The following is a 17,228-nucleotide window of genomic DNA, read 5'->3' on the forward strand; positions in this document are numbered from 1 at the left end:
AAGGAAAAAAAGAATTCGACCAATTTATTTCCCTTCCTGCTTTCATCCGTTCCTCCATTAATTCCTTCAAATCATGACTCATCAAACGACGTGTTGCTATTGCGGGGTTGGCTGTGGGATCGTGGTCAATCAGGAGCCGAATGGGCGGCTGACGGTTGAAGGCGACAAGCAACATCCGTCGAACCGGGGAATGCTCTGTTCGAAGGGCATGAATTTGCACTATACCGTGATGGATCAGTCGGATCGGTTGCTATATCCCCAGATGCGGTTTAACCGGTCGATGCCCCTGCAACGCGTAAGCTGGGATGCGGCCCTGGAGCGGACGGCCGCTGTTTTCAAGACATTTATTCAAAAATACGGCCCGGATTCGGTGGCATTTTACGTGTCAGGTCAGTGTTTAACGGAAGAATATTACCTGGTCAATAAACTCATCAAAGGCTTTATTGGCTCCAACAACATCGACACCAATTCGCGGCTTTGCATGAGTTCGGCGGTGGTGGGGTATAAACTGTCGCTCGGCGAAGATTCCGTACCGGTTTGCTACGACGACATCGAGGAAGCCGACGTTTTTTTGGTTCAAGGGGCCAATCCGGCCTGGTGTCACCCCATTCTCTGGCGACGCATCGAAGCGCATAAAACCGCCAATCCGCACGTCAAAATCATCTGCGTCGATCCGCGTCGGACGGATACCGCCCGCTCCTCGGATCTGCATCTGCCCATCCGTCCCGGCACCGACATTGTGCTCAATCATGCCATTGGGCGGTTACTGATCGAAAACGGGCACATCGATCATTCGTTCATTGTCGATCATACCGACGGTTTTTTAGCGTACCGCGAGCTGGTGATGCAGCGTTCCATTGACGAAGCCGCCGAGTTGTGCGGCATTGACTCCGAAGCCATTCAGACAGCAGCGAACTGGATTGGCCGGTCGAAAGGTTTCCTGTCACTCTGGACAATGGGTCTGAATCAGTCGGTGATTGGGGTGAATAAGAATCTATCTCTCATCAATTTACACCTCATCACCGGGCGAATTGGAACACCCGGCAACGGCCCGTTTTCGCTCACCGGGCAGCCCAACGCCATGGGTGGCCGCGAAACCGGCGGTTTGGCAAACATTCTTCCGGCCCACCGCGATGTGATGAATGCTGCTCACCGCGCCGAAGTCGAAGCATTCTGGAACAGTCCGGTTAAGATTGCGGCAAAACCGGGTCTGACGGCCACGGAAATGTTCGAGGCTCTGGCCGACGACCGGTCGGGCGACGCTTCGCTGAAAGCCATCTGGATCATCAACACGAATCCGCTGGTGAGTATGCCGGATGTGAACACGGCCGAAAAAGCCCTGAAAAATGCCCGGTTTGTGGTGGTTCAGGATATTTCGAATCGTGCCGATACCGTGGCGTTTGCCGATGTGGTGTTGCCCGCGGCTGCCTGGCTCGAAAAAGAGGGCACCATGACCAATGCCGAACGGCGGATTGCGTACCTCCCGAAAGTCATCGACGGCCCCGGCGAAACCCTGCCCGATTCGGAAATTCTCTGGCGGTTTGCGCAGAAAATGGGTTTTGGCGACGCTTTCAAGTACACGAACTGCTCCGAAGTGTATCAGGAATACGCCCAACTTACCGCCGGAACGAATGTCGATGTAACGGGGGTAACGTATGAATTACTCCGAAAAAACCGCACGATTCAGTGGCCATTTCAGCAGCATGATAAGCCTATAACGAATAATGAATACCGAATAGCGAATAGCGAAAACCGTATCCCGAAAACTGAAAACCGTATTCCCGAAACCGGCACGAAACGGCTTTTCACCGACCACCGGTTTTATACGGCCAATCAGCGGGCGCAGATTCACGCGGTTCCGGATGGCAATACGTCCGAACCCACGGATGAGGATTTTCCGCTGGTTCTAACAACGGGGCGGATTCGCGATCAGTGGCATACAATGACCAAAACCGGTCGGGTGGCCAAACTGGGACAGCACATTCCGCAACCGTTTTTGCAAATTCATCCCGACGATGCGAACGTTCGCGGCATTGAGGAAGGGCAACTGGTCGTGGTTCAAAGTCGGCGGGGTGAGGTCCGCGTGAAGGCACAGCTTACCGATGACGTTCGACCCGGTTTGTGTTTTCTGCCCATGCACTGGGGTAAAATTCTGACTAACAATCAGGTACGCGCCAACAACCTGACCAACTCGCTCGTCGATCCACGTTCCAAAGAACCGGATTTCAAGTTTTCGGCGGTTGAAGTGTTGCCCTACCAAAAACCGGTCGAGAAAATCATCATCATTGGCGCCGGTTCGGCGGGTTTGGGTTTCATCAATGCCTATCGCTCATTAACGAATCAGGATGAAATTCACGTTTTTTCCCAGGAATTTTATCCATTCTACAACCGGGTTCTGCTGCCCGATTACATCAGTGGAGCTCAATCCTGGGAACAACTGGTCAAACTTCGCGAGGAGCAGTTCGAGGAAAACCGCATTGTCGTTCACAAAGGTGTCGGCATCGCCCACATCGATCGGCAGGCCAAAGTTGTCATCGACACCAACGGCGTTGAACATCCCTACGATAAGATGCTGATTGGCACCGGTAGCCGGGCGTTTATGCCCAAAGGCGTGCCGCGTTTGCCGGGAATTTTTAACATGCGGTCGCGGCTCGATGCGGATTCCCTCCTTCCCTTTCTGACCCAAACCGACCCCCATGCGGTGATTGTCGGATGCGGTTTATTAGGACTGGAACTGGCAGCATCGTTGCGGCAAATTGGCGTTCGGGTCACGATGGTCCATCGGTCGGGGCGGGTGATGGAACGCCAGCTCGATCCGCTCGCCAGCGAATTATTATACCTGGAATTGCGCGACCGGGGGATCGATATCTATTTCAACGAAGAAGTACAAACGTTTGCCGGAACCAGCCGACTGGAGGGTGTTCAGCTAAAATCGGGCCGAAAGCTGGACTGCCAGGTGGTCGTGATGGCCATCGGAACCGAGCCAAATATCGAACTGGCGCGGTCGGCAGGGTTGGTTTGTAACCGGGGCGTGGTGGTCAACGACTACCTGCAAACGTCTGATCCCGACATTTTTGCGGCCGGTGAAGTAGCGCAATGGAACGGACAGATGTGGGGCATTACCCTGGCGGCCGAACAACAGGCCGAAGTGGCGGCCCGCTTCATCGCCGGGGATATTTCGCAGCCTTATCGGGGCAGTTTATCCATCGGTATCCTGAAAATGGAAGGATTACACCTGTGCAGCATGGGCTTAACGGAAGTTCCATCGAATCAAGGGTCCGATTACGAGGAAATCGTTTTTATCGACAAGGCAAAGCGGTATTATAAAAAATGCATCGTTCACGGCGACAAGCTGGTGGGTGCCATTCTGGTGGGGGATAAAAACGAATTTGCGGAATTCCGCGAGTTGATTGCCAAAGGCACCGAACTCTCCGAAAAACGCCTTCAGCTCCTGCGTGCCAGCCAGAAAGTTGACCCGATGGAAGGCAAACTGGTTTGCTCCTGCAACAGCGTTGGTCAGGGAAATCTGGAACGGGCCATCTCAGCCGGTTGCACCGATTTTCAGCAATTGTGTCAAAAAACCGGCGCCGGAACCGGTTGCGGTTCGTGCCGCCCGGAAGTGCGGAGTATTTTGGAGAAAATGAGTGAAGCTATGGTAGTTAATGAACAATGAATAATTAACAATGAAATGTCTGGGATGTATTTGGCCCTGTTTATGGACTTAATTATTCATTGTTCATTATTCATTTCTAAAGCTTATGCGCGATTATTACACCTTAAAAGTCAACCTGCCGGCGGGAATTGTTTCGCCCGGCACGTTGCAAACCGTGTTGCTGATGGCCCGCAGTGCCAACGTGCGGAAAGTGCGGTTTGGCAGTCGGCAGCAATTGCTGATGACAGTACATTATGAAGATTTACGCGGCTTGGAAAAAGAATTGAAAAAACAGCCCGTTTTTTATGAAATTAATTCCGACCTCCATCCCAACATCATTAGTTCGTACTGCGGAGAGGATGTTTTCCGAACGGGGGCCTGGCTGCGGGAAAGCGAGTATCATACGGTTTTGGATCAGTTCGAGTATGCGCCAAAGCTGAAAATAAATCTCTCGGATTCCAACCAGAGCTTTACGCCTTTTTTCACCGGAAATCTCAATTTCATTGCCTCACCGGAACCGCATTTCTGGTTTCTGTACGTGCGACCCAAACAAAGTAACCGGGTTTATCGCTGGCCGGAACTGATTTATACCAACGACCTGGGTCGGCTGGCCAAAACCGTTGAAGCGGCTCTCCTCGAAAACCGCTCCGGACTTGACGAAACGATCTATCAATCGGTCCGCAGCCAACACCGTTTTATTACCCAACCCGCCACGCAGGAAGTTGAATTGCCGGAATTTTCACTGCCCTATTACGAAGGATTTAATCGCTACGGCCAACGCTCGTGGCTGGGTTTGTACCGCCGGGATGAGCAGTTTTCCGTTGATTTTTTGCTGGACATCTGCACCCTTTGCCTGAAAACCCGGATTGGCGAAATGTGCGTAACCCCTTGGAAATCGCTCATTATCAAAGGAATTGAAGAAAAAGACCGCGCAGCATGGTCGCATGTACTGGGCAAACACAACATCAATGTGCGGCACGCGGCCAACGAACTGGCCTGGCAAACCGAGGACCACAGCGACGAAGGAATGCAACTGAAAAACTACGTGATCCGGTATTTCGAAAAATACGACATGCGCACCTTCGGGCTCTGTTTTGGCGTGCAGACGCGGCCCAAATCGGAGGTGTTCGGATCGGTGCTGGTGCGCAAACGCCCGTTGCTGCACATCGGTCAGCTGGCGTTATTCAGTCTGTACGATCTGTATTATACCGAAAATTTCAACCCGAACAGCCGGATGTACATTCCGTTCGAAAAAGGGCTCTTGAAAGTCTTTCTGCCCAATCAGATCGACCGGTTGTGTCGCCAATTCAGCAACCGTCGTTCGCTGGAAAACGGAAAAACCGCCCGGCTGGAACCGGAACCAGCCGACCCAACTCCCCAGCCAGTTACCGTCGTCCATCAATGCCCACACTGTCTCACCATCTACGATCCCCAATTTGGCGACGAACGGCAGGGCATTTTGCCGGGTGTTCTGTTCAGTCAACTTCCGGCCGATTATTCGTGTTCCACCTGTGACACGCCCAAAAGCGCGTTACACGAAATGCCATTGTCAATGATCAATGTTTGACCATCATTTTCTTTTTCACCCACTTACCCTTTTGTCTCCATGAAACCGCACGCACTCGAAACCGTCTATTTTGATTTTGAGAATGACTTTGTCGATACGTTCCGCTGCATCCCGATGATTGTGCGCTACAAACTGGACACCAGCCTGATCAAACTAAAACTACCCGAATGGGTGAAATTAACGGTTGCGGAAAAACGGGAATTAGCGACCCGGCCCTGTTTTACCGAACCCGAAATTATGGGGTATCGCCGGTTTTTGACTCAGCTTGTGGCCGAGCGTTGTGGCAAAACCGTTAGCGAATTACCACCGGTGGACGCCAGTTGGGACACGCTGGGCCGTGTTCCCGAAGAAGTGCAGCAAAAAGCGGTCGAATACGGTTGTGTGCCCCTCACAATTGGACAATGGATTCGGCTGGATGTGCTCCGGCGGTTTGCCCTGGTCAAATTAAGTCGTTCGGGGCACGAAGGGAAAAACTTCCCCCGGGCATTGAAGGAGTTTGGGATTGGCCGAAGCTGAAAGTGGGGAATACGGAAAATTTTTATTCCCAAATTGAGTAATTATAACACCGCTGCGTATCTTGTGGCTTTATATTTGTTTGTACTTTCAGAAGCAAGCCACTTTCAGATCTCAGCTTTCCGATCGGTTTTTATACCGGGAATGGAGTGGGTTTTCCAATGGAAAATCGCCTTTAAATCGGGTTGAACTGTGTTAACCTCTAGATTGAAATCGGCTGCCTGACATAGCGAACCATCTCTCTGTGAAAAATGGAACCGTTTCCAGCGTTTAACATTGAATAAATGAAATCAGCCCCGATTTCAACCCTTCTAAAAAGGAGGTCAATTCCGGTTTGGTGTCTGAAATGGATTGTACTGGCTTTTATCCTCAGCTTCAATTCCTGTGATCCCTTCCCGGCCAAGGACATCAATCACCAGGCCCGGGTGGATAGCCTTCTCGACCGGGCCGATCACCTCAATACAATCCAGAATACCAACCGGGCCAAATTATTTCTGGATTCGGCCTACGCCCGTTTTCCGGAAGCCGGTATCCTGGATCGCTATCGGAAATACCAACGCCTGCTGACCTATTATTCAGACCGGAATAACACAATTAATTTGGTCATCGCAGAGCAATACATTGATAGTCTTTTCCTGTTGTTTGATCGGGAGGGAATTAAAAATAAATACCGGGCCGAATATGCCCTGGCGCACCTAAACCGGGGTGATCACATGCAATTTCGGAAAAACTACGACGAAGCTTACAGTTACTATTTTCGTGGCAAAATACTAATCGACCCCATTGATAAATGCAAACGCAACCCGTATACAGCTCGGGTTGCCAGCATGACTTACGAGCAGAAAAATTACGCCAAAGCAGCTGGCTACTACAAACAGGCTTACCAGGAAGCGATGGAATGTCCCGAGGGCGATAGTTTTGACAATTTATTTGTGAACCGGCAGGGTTATCTCAGCAACGTCGCCCAATGTTATTCGTTGCTGAACCGACTCGACAGTGCTGTTTATTTCTACGATCTGGCACTGCAATTTATTCAACAAAACGAAGCCAAATTCCCTACCAAGCAGAATTTCATAGAGCAGGCTCGTGGAGTTATTTACGGAAACCAGGGGGCTGTTTACCGGAAAATGCGGGATTATAAACGAGCTATTCCCGTTCTTCAGGAAAGTATCCGTATCAACAGTCAGAAAAACCGGTATAACTTCGACGCCCAATTTTCGCAGGCCACCCTATCCAGGGTCTATTTGGAAGATAATCAGATGGGTAAAGCCCGGTCGGAGATGGAAAAGTTGCAGGCTTCACTGGACACCTTATCCAACGACGAGGCCCTGTTGCGCTTGTATTCAGTGGAGTGGCAATTTTGGGACAAGTTAAATCAACCCGGTAAATCGCTCTCTTTTCTAAAAAAATACCTGAAACTAAAGGAGGTAGTCGATCGCAATTCCCGAAACTTTGATAAAATGGATCAGGTCTTGCTGAAACTCGAAAACGAACACAACACGGAACTGCTGCTTAAAAAGGAAGAATTAAACCGGTTGTATCTCCTGGCAACCATTGCCATTTCGCTGCTCGCACTCACCATCGCCTTTTTAATCTGGCTAAGCTGGAAACGAACCCGCCGAAACCTGCTGAAACTGGCAGATCTCAATCGGCAGATTATAGGAAGGAATACGCAGTTGCAAACCACGCTGACAATTCTGGAAAAGAGCCACCAGGAAAACGCCCGGCTGCTGAAGGTGGTCGCCCACGATTTACGGACGCCGGTCGGCTCCATCAGCATGGCGGCTGACCTGCTCATGGAAGGCGAACTGAAAGTGCGGAAACCTGAGTTTTTTCTGAGCATGATCAAAACCTCGTCGGCCGATGCGCTCGATCTGATCGATAACCTCCTGCACTCCAACACCTTACCCGACAAAAAAGAACGGGTCGAATTGCGGGAATTTCTGACCTCCTGCGTTGATGTTCTTCAGTTAAAGGCGGAAACCAAAAAACAGTCTATTGACCTCAAAACCGATGCCATCGATGTCTTCATCGACCGGCAGAAAATGTGGCGCGTTATTGCAAATCTCCTGACAAATGCAATCAAATTTAGCCCGCCGGGTTCGACGATCACCATTCGGACGAAAAAGTCCGCCGATCGGGTGCGACTTATGATCAAAGACGAAGGCATCGGCATTCCGGCGGAATTAAAGGATAAGGTGTTCAGTCCGTACAGCGAAGCGAAACGAACCGGTACATCGGGTGAAAAAACATTCGGCCTGGGCCTGTCCATTTCCCGCCAAATCATTGAAGCTCACGATGGTAAGCTCTGGTTTGAGAGTCAGGAAAACCAGGGAACCACCTTCTACATCGAGTTTCCCGTTCACTAAACCCCGTAAACATCTCCGTTTCTGCATTACCGCATATCAAGTCAACCCAACCGGTTTTGGGAGGATCCCCGCCAGTTATCAACCGGGCGGTTTTGCTCCACATTTCATGCTCATTTTTAATGGAATATCTATCCATCAACATAAAATACGGGCATGGAACGTGGCGAAAATTTCACCAAAAAAGACAGTCTGAAAACGATCCGGGGCGGATTACAACGATTTCTGGAACGGCGGTTCGACTGGATCGCCCTGTTGATCATCACCCTCATTATTTTACTTAGCCTGGTTTTTTTTAACGCATAAAAGCTTTACTCCAGGACGGAAAAAGGCGGTTTTGTACGAGCAGCAGGTTCGTAAGGAGTGAGCGTTCGGTATCGGAACTGAGTGGATAATCCAGTAATATTACAGCCTGTCAATCGGGAGTTGATTTATGCGGTACATCAGGGTCTTTTTACTGGTTTGGATTGCCTGCTGGCAAACGAATGCCCAAATTCCTACCCTGACGCTCGAACTCCTGACCACCAAAGAAGGCCTTCCGTCGAATGATGTCTGGTGTCTGAACAAAGACAAACAAGGTTTTTTGTGGGTGGGTACGGGCCGGAACATCTGCCGCTACGACGGCTACACGTTTCTCCGGCTCGACAGCCTGAAACTGGGTTATTGCTCCGGCATCTCTTCCGATTCGTCCGGCAACGTGTATGCCACCATTGCCACCGGGGGATTGTGTCGGATCGATCCCCGAACGCTAACCGTCGAAACCGTCCTCCGCAACAACTTCGACGACAGCGATCCAACCAACGACACACACGACCGGGTTTTTGTCGATTCGCGTCAGCAAATCTGGATGAGCGATTATACGGCGGTAAAACGCTATGACCCGAGCCGAAAAAAACTCCGGCGCTACGCCCTGACCTCCGCACCCAATGTCCACCACGACGCCACTTTTTTTGAAGACAGTAAACACCGTCTCTGGGTCATTTCGGAGATTGGGTTATACGGTTACGACCGGCGAAACGACCAACTGACGTGTCTGCTGGGCAGCGAAGCCCGGGTACCGGCCAACAAAAAACCGGTCCGGCTCGAAAAAGCGTTCGAAGACACCAGGGGTAACATCTGGATGGGTGGTTACGACTCGGGGCTGATCCGGTTTTCGCCCGCCGATTCAACTTTTTTGTTTGTAACGAAAGGCCTCCAGAATCAGAACGTCATCTGCGGGCAGGAAACCGTTGACGAAAATGGCCGTCAGGTATTGCTGATCGGGACCGAAAAAGGCGCGAGTCTGTATTATCCCGAGCAGGATAAACTGTATAATCTGCCCGAATTCTACGACAAAGGGATTCACGTCAAAGATATTTACAACGATAAAGACAACGGTATTCTCTGGATTGGTACGCGCGAGGGCATCTTCAAATACCGGTATCGCAATCCGGGCATTCACACCATTAACATTCCTGCCAGCGTGGTTCGGTTGCCGGTAGAAATTACCAGCCCGCTCCAGATGCCGGACGAAAGTTTCTGGCTGGGACTTTCGCACAGCGGGGCATTGGCCTGGCAGGCTGCGACGAATCAATTTCGGCTGAGTCCATATCCGGTCAACGCCTATACGTACCGGCTTCGGTTGATTCAAAACCGCCCGGTGGCCTTTACCGACAAAGGGCTGTTTGTCGGTAATTCGCCCGGCGAACCGTTTTCGGTTTTGTCGAAAGCCGAGCGGTTGTTCAGATCCACGGAGTTTCGGGATGGTCTCCAGGATCGGAAAGGGCGGTTCTGGATCGCCAGTCTGACGGAAGGTTTGAAAGTCATTGACCCCAAAACCAACACCGAAATCAAACTTTGGTCGGCTGCAGTGGGCCAGGAATTGATCAATAAAAATTACATCCGAACACTCATTGAAGCAGCCGATGGCAAAATCTGGGTGGCGACCTGCCCCAACGGGTTATACTTTTTTGATGAACCCGGTGGGCGGTTTATCAACATCCACCAGTTGTCCGTCAACCGAAACAAAAGATTGAGCGGTTTGTGCATTAATTCCTTGCAGCTCGGCTCGGGCGGTTCGGTTTTAGTCGCCAGTTGGGGGGGTGTCAACAAAATTTCGTCGACGGGCCAGATTCTGGTTTCGTTTGATTATCAGCACGATAATCTCAATGATACCTACTGCTCCAACATTTGTGAAGACAATACCGGGAACCTCTGGTTCAGTTCGAACGAGGGCATTCACATTGCCAATCCCCAAACCCGGAAAATCAAGTATTTGTCCACCATCGACGGTTTGTACAGCAACTATCCGGTCGGTTTTCTGAAAGCCACTAACAATCAGTTGATTCTCGGGCACATCAATACCGTCAATATTCTAAATATGATCACGCTGAATCAGGCCAATGCCGTTCCGCACATCGCCATTAGTTCGGTGGAAGTGAAAGGAAAAATGATTCATCAGGACCTGACGCGGGAGATCATCATTCAGCCTGACGAAAACTCCCTGACGCTCAACTTTTCGACCCTGGATTTTGAGCCCACTTCCCGCAATTTATTCAGCTACCAACTGGAAGGGCTGGAACCCAACTGGGTTGATCTGGGCACTCAGCATACGGTTTCGTTCAGCAATTTGCCCGCCAAATCGTACGTACTCCACGTCCGGAGCAGCAACAGTTTTGGGATTGCCAGCCCAAAACCGCTGATCATTCGATTTATGATAAAACCGTATTTCATCAACACCTGGTTTTTCCGAACGCTCGTCGGACTCACCATTGCCGGTCTGATTGTCGGGATGATGCGCTGGCGGGTCAATACGCTCGACGAGCGCAACCGGCTGGATTTGCAGATTACGGAATGGCGGTTGAAGGCGCTGCAATCGCAGATGAATCCGCATTTTCTGTTCAATTCGCTCAATTCCGTCCAGAATTACCTCCTGACCAACCGCGGTATCGAGGGTGCCAAATACCTGTCGAAATTTTCCAAGCTGGTGCGCCGGATCATGGAAAATTCGAACCACCCGTACCTTTCGTTCGAGCAGATCATCGACACCTTGCGCATGTACGTCGAAATCGAGTCGTTCCGCTTCAATCATGAATTCAGTTACACGTTCGATATTGAAGAAAATGAAGTATTGCTCGAAGCCCAGTTGCCGCCGATGCTGCTCCAGCCCTACGTCGAGAATGCCATCTGGCACGGTTTGATGCCAAAAGAAGGGGAAAAGAAACTGACCATTACGGCCCGGATTCAACACAAGCACATCGTTTGTACCATTGAAGACAACGGCGTTGGACGAACGTTTGCCCCCCGCACCGAAGGTCACATTTCGCGCGGTCAGGAAATGACCCGTGGTATTTTCGAATCCCTGCGCCGGAAAGACAGCGAAGCCAAAATTGAGCTAATCGACCTATTCGATGCCGATAATCAGCCCGTCGGGACGCGGGTGAACATGGTCATTCCCATTGAAAACGTATAACTTATGAGCCAACAACTCCGTGCGGTTATAATTGACGACGAAACCAACGCCCGCGAAGCACTTACCAATCTGCTGAAGCTGATTTGCCCGGAAGTGGAAATTTGCGGGGAAGCGAAAAACGCCGATCTGGGCATCGAACTCATTAAAAAAGAGCGTCCGAACCTGATTTTTCTGGATATTCAGATGCCGGGTAAATCCGGCTTTGAAATGCTGTCGAGTTTCGAAAAGGTCGATTTCGGAGTCATTTTCACCACGGCCTACCAGGAATACGCCATTCGGGCGTTCCGGTTCAGCGCCATCGATTACCTGCTCAAACCGATCGACCCGGAAGAATTGCAGACGGCGGTCGAGCGGTTTAAATCCAAAGTAGGTAGCGTCAATCCGCAGCAGTTGCAGATCTTGCAGGAGCAGATCGAGACCACCCCGAGCCTGCGGCTGGTCCAGCGCAAAAAAAACGACAACCAGCGCATTGCCCTGCCCACCGCCGAAGGCATTCATTTTGTGCAAATGACCGAAATTATTCAGTGCGAATCGCTGGGTTCGTACACCAAATTTCACCTTGTCAAAGGCCCGGCCATTGTGGTGTCGCGGTTATTGAAGGAGTACGAAGAGATTCTGGATAACTATTATTTTTTCCGCGTTCACCAGTCGAACATCATCAACCTCGAACACATCAAGCGGTATGTCAAGGGCGACGGCGGCCAGGTCTGGATGAGCGACAACACCGAAATCGAAGTATCGCGCCGTCGCAAGGATGAATTTCTGTCGCTGCTGTCGGATTTTTACGTGAATTCAGGAAAATTGAAGTAAAACCGGTCAGCATTCTTTTGCAACCACTCGAAACTAAGACCGGTTTTGATTGAAACAGAACACTTACCGGTGATTTTTCTTAATTTTAATGCATGAGCAAACAAATAAATCAGTATGACAAGATTTTCAAAGAAAATATTGAAGCCGTCATACCGAGTTTGATGCAAAACGTCCTTGGAATCACGGCGGTTTTGTCTGAAGAGTTGCCCGATGACATTCAGCATACGAAAGAACGAAAACCGGATGTACTGAAGAAGATCACCGATAACCAGGGCATTACATTCATTCTGCAGATTGAATTTCAGGTAGCCGACGAGCCTAAAATGATTTACCGCATGGCTGAATACTACATCATGCTCGAACGAAAATACGAATTACCAATTGAGCAATTTGTCATTTTCTTAGGATCGCCAAAACCGCACATGCCCACGCAACTAAACCGTAAGTGTCTAAAATTTAATTTTTCGCTGATTTCGTTTGACAGCCTCGATTACCACGTTTTTCTCAAATCAACATATCCCGAAGAAATCGTTCTGAGCATTCTGGCCGATTTTCAAGGAGAAGACCCCGAGAACGCGTTGCAGCAAATCATTCATCGGATTGAAGAAACGACTAGCGGTGATTTTGCGTTAGATATTTCAATCAGTTGCGTGTCTTGGCTCAATTACGTAACTTACAACTAACATTAAAAACTGTTATGGACAGCATTGCCAAATTTATCAGCAAAGAAAAAGATGCTCTTTACTTGCTTGGAATTGATGATGGCGAGGAGAAAGCAAAATAGCAGACACAGACAAAGTTTGTAACCAATTTGTTAACAGAAACGAATTTCACCATTGAACGAGTAGCGAAAATTGCCGACGTAACAATTGAATTCGTAAAGGAAATCCAGCAAAAAATCGCTGCGAAATAGCGGTTTTAAGGACTTCAGGGTGTTTTCAAAATCCGCTCCAGCATCTGTTTTCCGCCCTGGTTGTCCGCATTCAACGCGATTGATTTCTTATACATGACGATCGCGTCCTCCTTTTGCCCATTTTTATAAAGGGCTTCCCCATAGCTGTCATACACATTCCAGCTTTCCGGAAACAGATCGACATTGAGCTTGAAAATACCCAGCGCTTCTTTGAGTTGACCCCGGCTCATCATCCGGTAGGCCCAGTCGTTCAGATCGGTTTCGGTCGGCTGGAAACGCGGATTTTTCTTTTTTTCTTCCGCATAAACCGCACCGGCGTTTTCAAAACCGCTTTTGCGCAATGCCACATGGAGCGTCGTAATGGGGTCGGATTTCGGGATTTCCGGGTTGTAGCAGCCCGCCAGTTCATCGATAAACTCCTCCGGGGAAGCGCCCGCCAGGTTGGTTAATACCACAATCGCCAGTTCATCTTCGGGATACACAAAAAAAGCCGAGCGCCCTCCACCCGTAGCAATCATCGCGCTGTGTTGGGGGCGCGGTTTGGTCACCCAGCCCATCGCCCACTGCGTTGGTCTGCCGTCATTGTATTTTCCCGGCGTCCAGAGTGCGTTTAGGGTGGTTTTTGATTGAAAAAGTTGGCCCCCTTGCAGTCCGATAATCCAGCGAGCCAGGTCTTCCGCCGTGCTGTTCATCCCGGATGCGGTGCGACGAAAAGCCGGAAAAATTTCATACGAGTTAGTCAGTTTGCCCTCCGGGAAAGTCCGTCCGTCCATTTTGGTAACATATCCATACGATTGTGTTTTGTTCGGAATCACATCGCGCGAATCGCCCAAACCGGTATTGGGCATCCCGACAACCCGTAACTGCCGCTCCTGAAAAACTTCAGCAAACGGCTTTTCGCGAAATTTTTCGATGATTTTCCCCAGTAAAGCGTAGTTGGTCTGGTTATACAGAAATTGCGTCCCGGTCGGAAAATCCATCGGCATCGCCTTCGTTTTTTCCCAGGCGGTTTCCTCGTCCATCACCCGGCCCATCGGCGACGAATCAATTACCCGAAGAATGTCCGGCAAACCGGAAACGTGCGTCAGCAATTGCCGGATCGTTACAGGCTGCCAGGTCGCCGGTAGTCCACCAAGGTAACGGGAAACCGGGGCCGCCAGATCTACTTTCCCCTCCTCTACTAATTGCATCACCGCGACGCCGGTAAAGGCTTTGGTGCAGGAATTGATCGAGAAAACACTTTGATTGGTGACGGGAGTCGAATATTGAATATTGCCAATGCCATACGATTTCAGCAGGACTATTTTCCCGCGTTGAACGACCGCCAGCTGGAGCCCGGGAATCCGGCGCTCTTTCATTTCACGCTGTATAATGGTTTCAATATCGGCCGTTTGAGCAAAAACCGGATTTATTCCGGTAAAGAACGCACTCAGTGCGATAAAGCACAGCGTCCATTTCTGTATCTGTTGTTTCATTTGAATTTTTCGTTGCTCCCAAAAAGCCGTGCAATTAAGATCCCGCAGGTAACTTCCATTTCATCACAAGGTTACACGATCGCTACCGAAATCTTCAATTATCAGACAGCAGACTACACCCACGTTTCCTTTTTTAACCAAATGTAGGGTAATTACCACCGCGTTTAAAGCCAGAAGCCCCTCCTGCATAGTCCTGATTTTCTGCCCTACCAGCCGTTGTAGTTTTGAAGCATCAAAGGGAAACAAGGTTCAACCAACAAACAAAATTTCCTTGCAATCGCCCGATTCAAACTCTTAACAACAACGCTCTAAAATCATGAAAGCTTCAAAATTTTTTATCCTCCTCACCCTCATTGGTTTCGTCGGTTTCAGTTCCTGCAGCAAAAAATCGGACGATGTTTCCCCGCAGGAAGCCGCGACAAGCACCGCTGGTTTCCGGGTTAAAATTGATGGCAAAAGCTACGCGCCGGATTTTTCGTACGCCCTGACTAATTTTCCGGGCAATGATAAGTACTACGCCATTTATGGCCTGGACAGCAAAACCAGTGATGTTGTAGCCATTGCGCTGCCCAATACCGCTGGCGTCGGAACCCACGAAATCAGTAATGTTACGTTTGGAGTAATGAACCTCGGTCAACAAAGTTTTTCGACCATCAACGGCGGAACCGGAACCATTACCATCACAACGAAAACCGCAACAACCGTGGCTGGTACCTTTAGTTTTACCGCTTATGACTCCGCCGGTGCGCAGAAAAAGGCATTAACGGAAGGCAGCTTCAACGTAACGTTCCGGTAGCCAATTCCCACAGTTACTAACCCTCGCTATATCCACACGGCCCTTTCGCAAGAAGGGCCGTTTTTTTTCGTACCTATTGCCCAGTTGTACAGACCAGCCAGGGGAAATTTTAAGGAAATTTTCCAGTATAAAAACTTTATATATAATTAAATTATATATTACAAAAAAATTTAGTTGCCCAATGCCCATTTCACCGATTTCTATTCGCTCCAGGCGGTTTTCCGGTTTCCTGTTTTTACTGATATCTGGTTGCGGTACTGTTCAGGCACAATCTCATTTATCAGACAAAATCCGGCAGGTTGAAAATACGCTTTTACCCGCCATTGTCGTTGAAGGTGAACCGCCGTTCAATCTGACCGATCGGATGGCCGAACTCAAGATTCCCGGACTCAGCATTGCCGTCATTCAGGATGGCAAAATTGAGTGGACAAAAGGATACGGTTTTGCCAGTGAGGAGGATAAACACCCGGTCGATGAAAATACCCTGTTTCAGGCCGCTTCAATCAGTAAACCGGTAGCCGCTCTGGCGACTTTACATTGGGTTGAAAAAGGAAAATTTTCGTTGGATCGACCCGTCAATACGTATTTGAAAGGCTGGCAATTACAGGACAATCGATACACCAAAACGGAACAGGTAACGCTCCGGCGCATTCTGAGCCACACCGCCGGGTTAAGCGTACACGGTTTTCGGGGGTACGCAACCGGTGAAGAAATTCCCTCGCTGCTTCACGTTTTGAAGGGTGAAAAACCAGCGAATTCACCAGCGGTTCTACCAGACACCGTCCCCGGTTCTATGTTCCGGTATTCGGGTGGCGGGTATACGGTTTTGCAAAAAGCGTTGGTCGACCAGTTCAATAAACCGTTCCCGGTTCTGATGCAGGAAACGGTTCTGTCAACGCTCGGAATGCGACATAGCAGCTACGAGCAACCACTGGCCGACCGGTTCCGTAGGTTGGCGGCTACGGGTTATTTAGTTAACGGCCAGGCTGTTGCGGGCAATTGGCATACTTATCCTGAAATGGCGGCCGCCGGTTTGTGGACAACCCCATCCGATCTGGCGCGTTATGTGATTGAAATTCAGAAATCCGTACAGGGGAAATCCAACCGGGTGATTTCCAAAGCGATGACGGAGCAAATGCTGACCAAAAACCGGGATCTGTACGGCTTGGGCCCCATGATGCAAAACGAAGGGGATTCGTTGCTGTTTATTCACGGTGGCTCCAATGAGGGTTTTCGCAGTTTATACGTAGCGCAGGCACACCACGGCAACGGTGTTGTGGTGATGACCAATTCCGACAACGGTTTTACCATCATTTATGACCTGATGAGAAGTATCTCGAAAGTCTACGGCTGGAATTTTTACAAACCGACCGTAGTCAAAAAGTACAACTTAAGCGCAGACCAGATCAGCCGGATCGTTGGCAAATACAGCATGCCGGATTACCCATTCGAGATAGTTCAAACCAACGGAAAACTCTACCTGAAGCCGCACTGGGAAAAGGCCGTCATGGAACTTATTCCGGAAAGCCCCGAAAGCTTCGTGGATCGGGACGAGCAACAACGACTGGAGGTCATCTACGAAAACAGCAGTCAGGTGAAGGCAATCAAATTGTACGGCGATGTGTTTACCAAAGAAAAATAAGGGAGAAAAACCGGTGACACCTTTTCCGGGATGATTGTGTTAA

The 17,228-nt window shown here is 49.8% G+C and carries 11 protein-coding genes; 10 read left to right on the top strand and 1 reads right to left on the bottom strand.

The window, feature by feature from the left end; all coding sequences use genetic code 11:
- The first annotated feature begins 73 nt into the window (after positions 1 to 73).
- From EHT25_RS22210 to EHT25_RS22240, 8 genes are all read left to right on the top strand, one after another.
- Positions 74 to 3,673: a nitrate reductase gene (locus tag EHT25_RS22210; protein WP_124877365.1), complete on the top strand. Its 3,600-nt coding sequence runs from the start codon at positions 74 to 76 to the stop codon at positions 3,671 to 3,673.
- An 85-nt stretch (positions 3,674 to 3,758) separates the two neighbouring features.
- Entirely contained in the window at positions 3,759 to 5,219 is a 1,461-nt protein-coding gene (locus tag EHT25_RS22215; RefSeq protein WP_124877366.1) for a rubredoxin domain-containing protein, read from the top strand.
- 39 nt (positions 5,220 to 5,258) lie between these two features.
- Positions 5,259 to 5,735: a nitrate reductase associated protein gene (locus EHT25_RS22220; RefSeq protein WP_124877367.1), complete on the top strand. Its 477-nt coding sequence runs from the start codon at positions 5,259 to 5,261 to the stop codon at positions 5,733 to 5,735.
- A 281-nt stretch (positions 5,736 to 6,016) separates the two neighbouring features.
- The gene (locus tag EHT25_RS22225; protein ID WP_124877368.1) at positions 6,017 to 8,101 is read left to right on the top strand and encodes an ATP-binding protein; all 2,085 of its coding nucleotides are present in this window, start codon (positions 6,017 to 6,019) and stop codon (positions 8,099 to 8,101) included.
- Positions 8,102 to 8,254: 153 nt separating this feature from the next.
- Positions 8,255 to 8,404 (top strand): hypothetical protein, encoded by a 150-nt coding sequence (locus EHT25_RS32755; protein ID WP_185731451.1) that lies wholly within the window; start codon positions 8,255 to 8,257, stop codon positions 8,402 to 8,404.
- 127 nt (positions 8,405 to 8,531) lie between these two features.
- Positions 8,532 to 11,549: a sensor histidine kinase gene (locus tag EHT25_RS22230; RefSeq protein WP_124877369.1), complete on the top strand. Its 3,018-nt coding sequence runs from the start codon at positions 8,532 to 8,534 to the stop codon at positions 11,547 to 11,549.
- A gap of 3 nt (positions 11,550 to 11,552) precedes the next feature.
- The gene (locus tag EHT25_RS22235) at positions 11,553 to 12,359 is read left to right on the top strand and encodes a LytR/AlgR family response regulator transcription factor (protein ID WP_124877370.1); all 807 of its coding nucleotides are present in this window, start codon (positions 11,553 to 11,555) and stop codon (positions 12,357 to 12,359) included.
- Positions 12,360 to 12,451: 92 nt separating this feature from the next.
- Positions 12,452 to 13,042, top strand: coding sequence for an RpnC/YadD family protein (locus tag EHT25_RS22240; protein WP_229311742.1), 591 nt, complete (start codon positions 12,452 to 12,454; stop codon positions 13,040 to 13,042).
- A gap of 244 nt (positions 13,043 to 13,286) precedes the next feature.
- Here EHT25_RS22240 and EHT25_RS22245 read toward each other — a convergent pair whose 3' ends face one another.
- Positions 13,287 to 14,747, bottom strand: a complete 1,461-nt coding sequence (locus tag EHT25_RS22245; protein ID WP_124877371.1) for a serine hydrolase domain-containing protein — start codon at positions 14,745 to 14,747, stop codon at positions 13,287 to 13,289.
- Between the two features lie 316 nt (positions 14,748 to 15,063).
- Here EHT25_RS22245 and EHT25_RS22250 point away from each other — a divergent pair, with 316 nt between their 5' ends.
- Both EHT25_RS22250 and EHT25_RS22255 read left to right on the top strand, forming a co-directional pair.
- Positions 15,064 to 15,543, top strand: coding sequence for a DUF6252 domain-containing protein (locus EHT25_RS22250; RefSeq protein WP_124877372.1), 480 nt, complete (start codon positions 15,064 to 15,066; stop codon positions 15,541 to 15,543).
- A 181-nt stretch (positions 15,544 to 15,724) separates the two neighbouring features.
- A complete protein-coding gene (locus tag EHT25_RS22255; protein WP_124877373.1) occupies positions 15,725 to 17,185 on the top strand; it encodes a serine hydrolase domain-containing protein in 1,461 nt (486 codons plus the stop codon).
- Positions 17,186 to 17,228: the final 43 nt, after the last annotated feature.

It is taken from the genome of Larkinella rosea, from assembly GCF_003858635.1.
GTDB classification, from domain to species: domain Bacteria; phylum Bacteroidota; class Bacteroidia; order Cytophagales; family Spirosomataceae; genus Larkinella; species Larkinella rosea.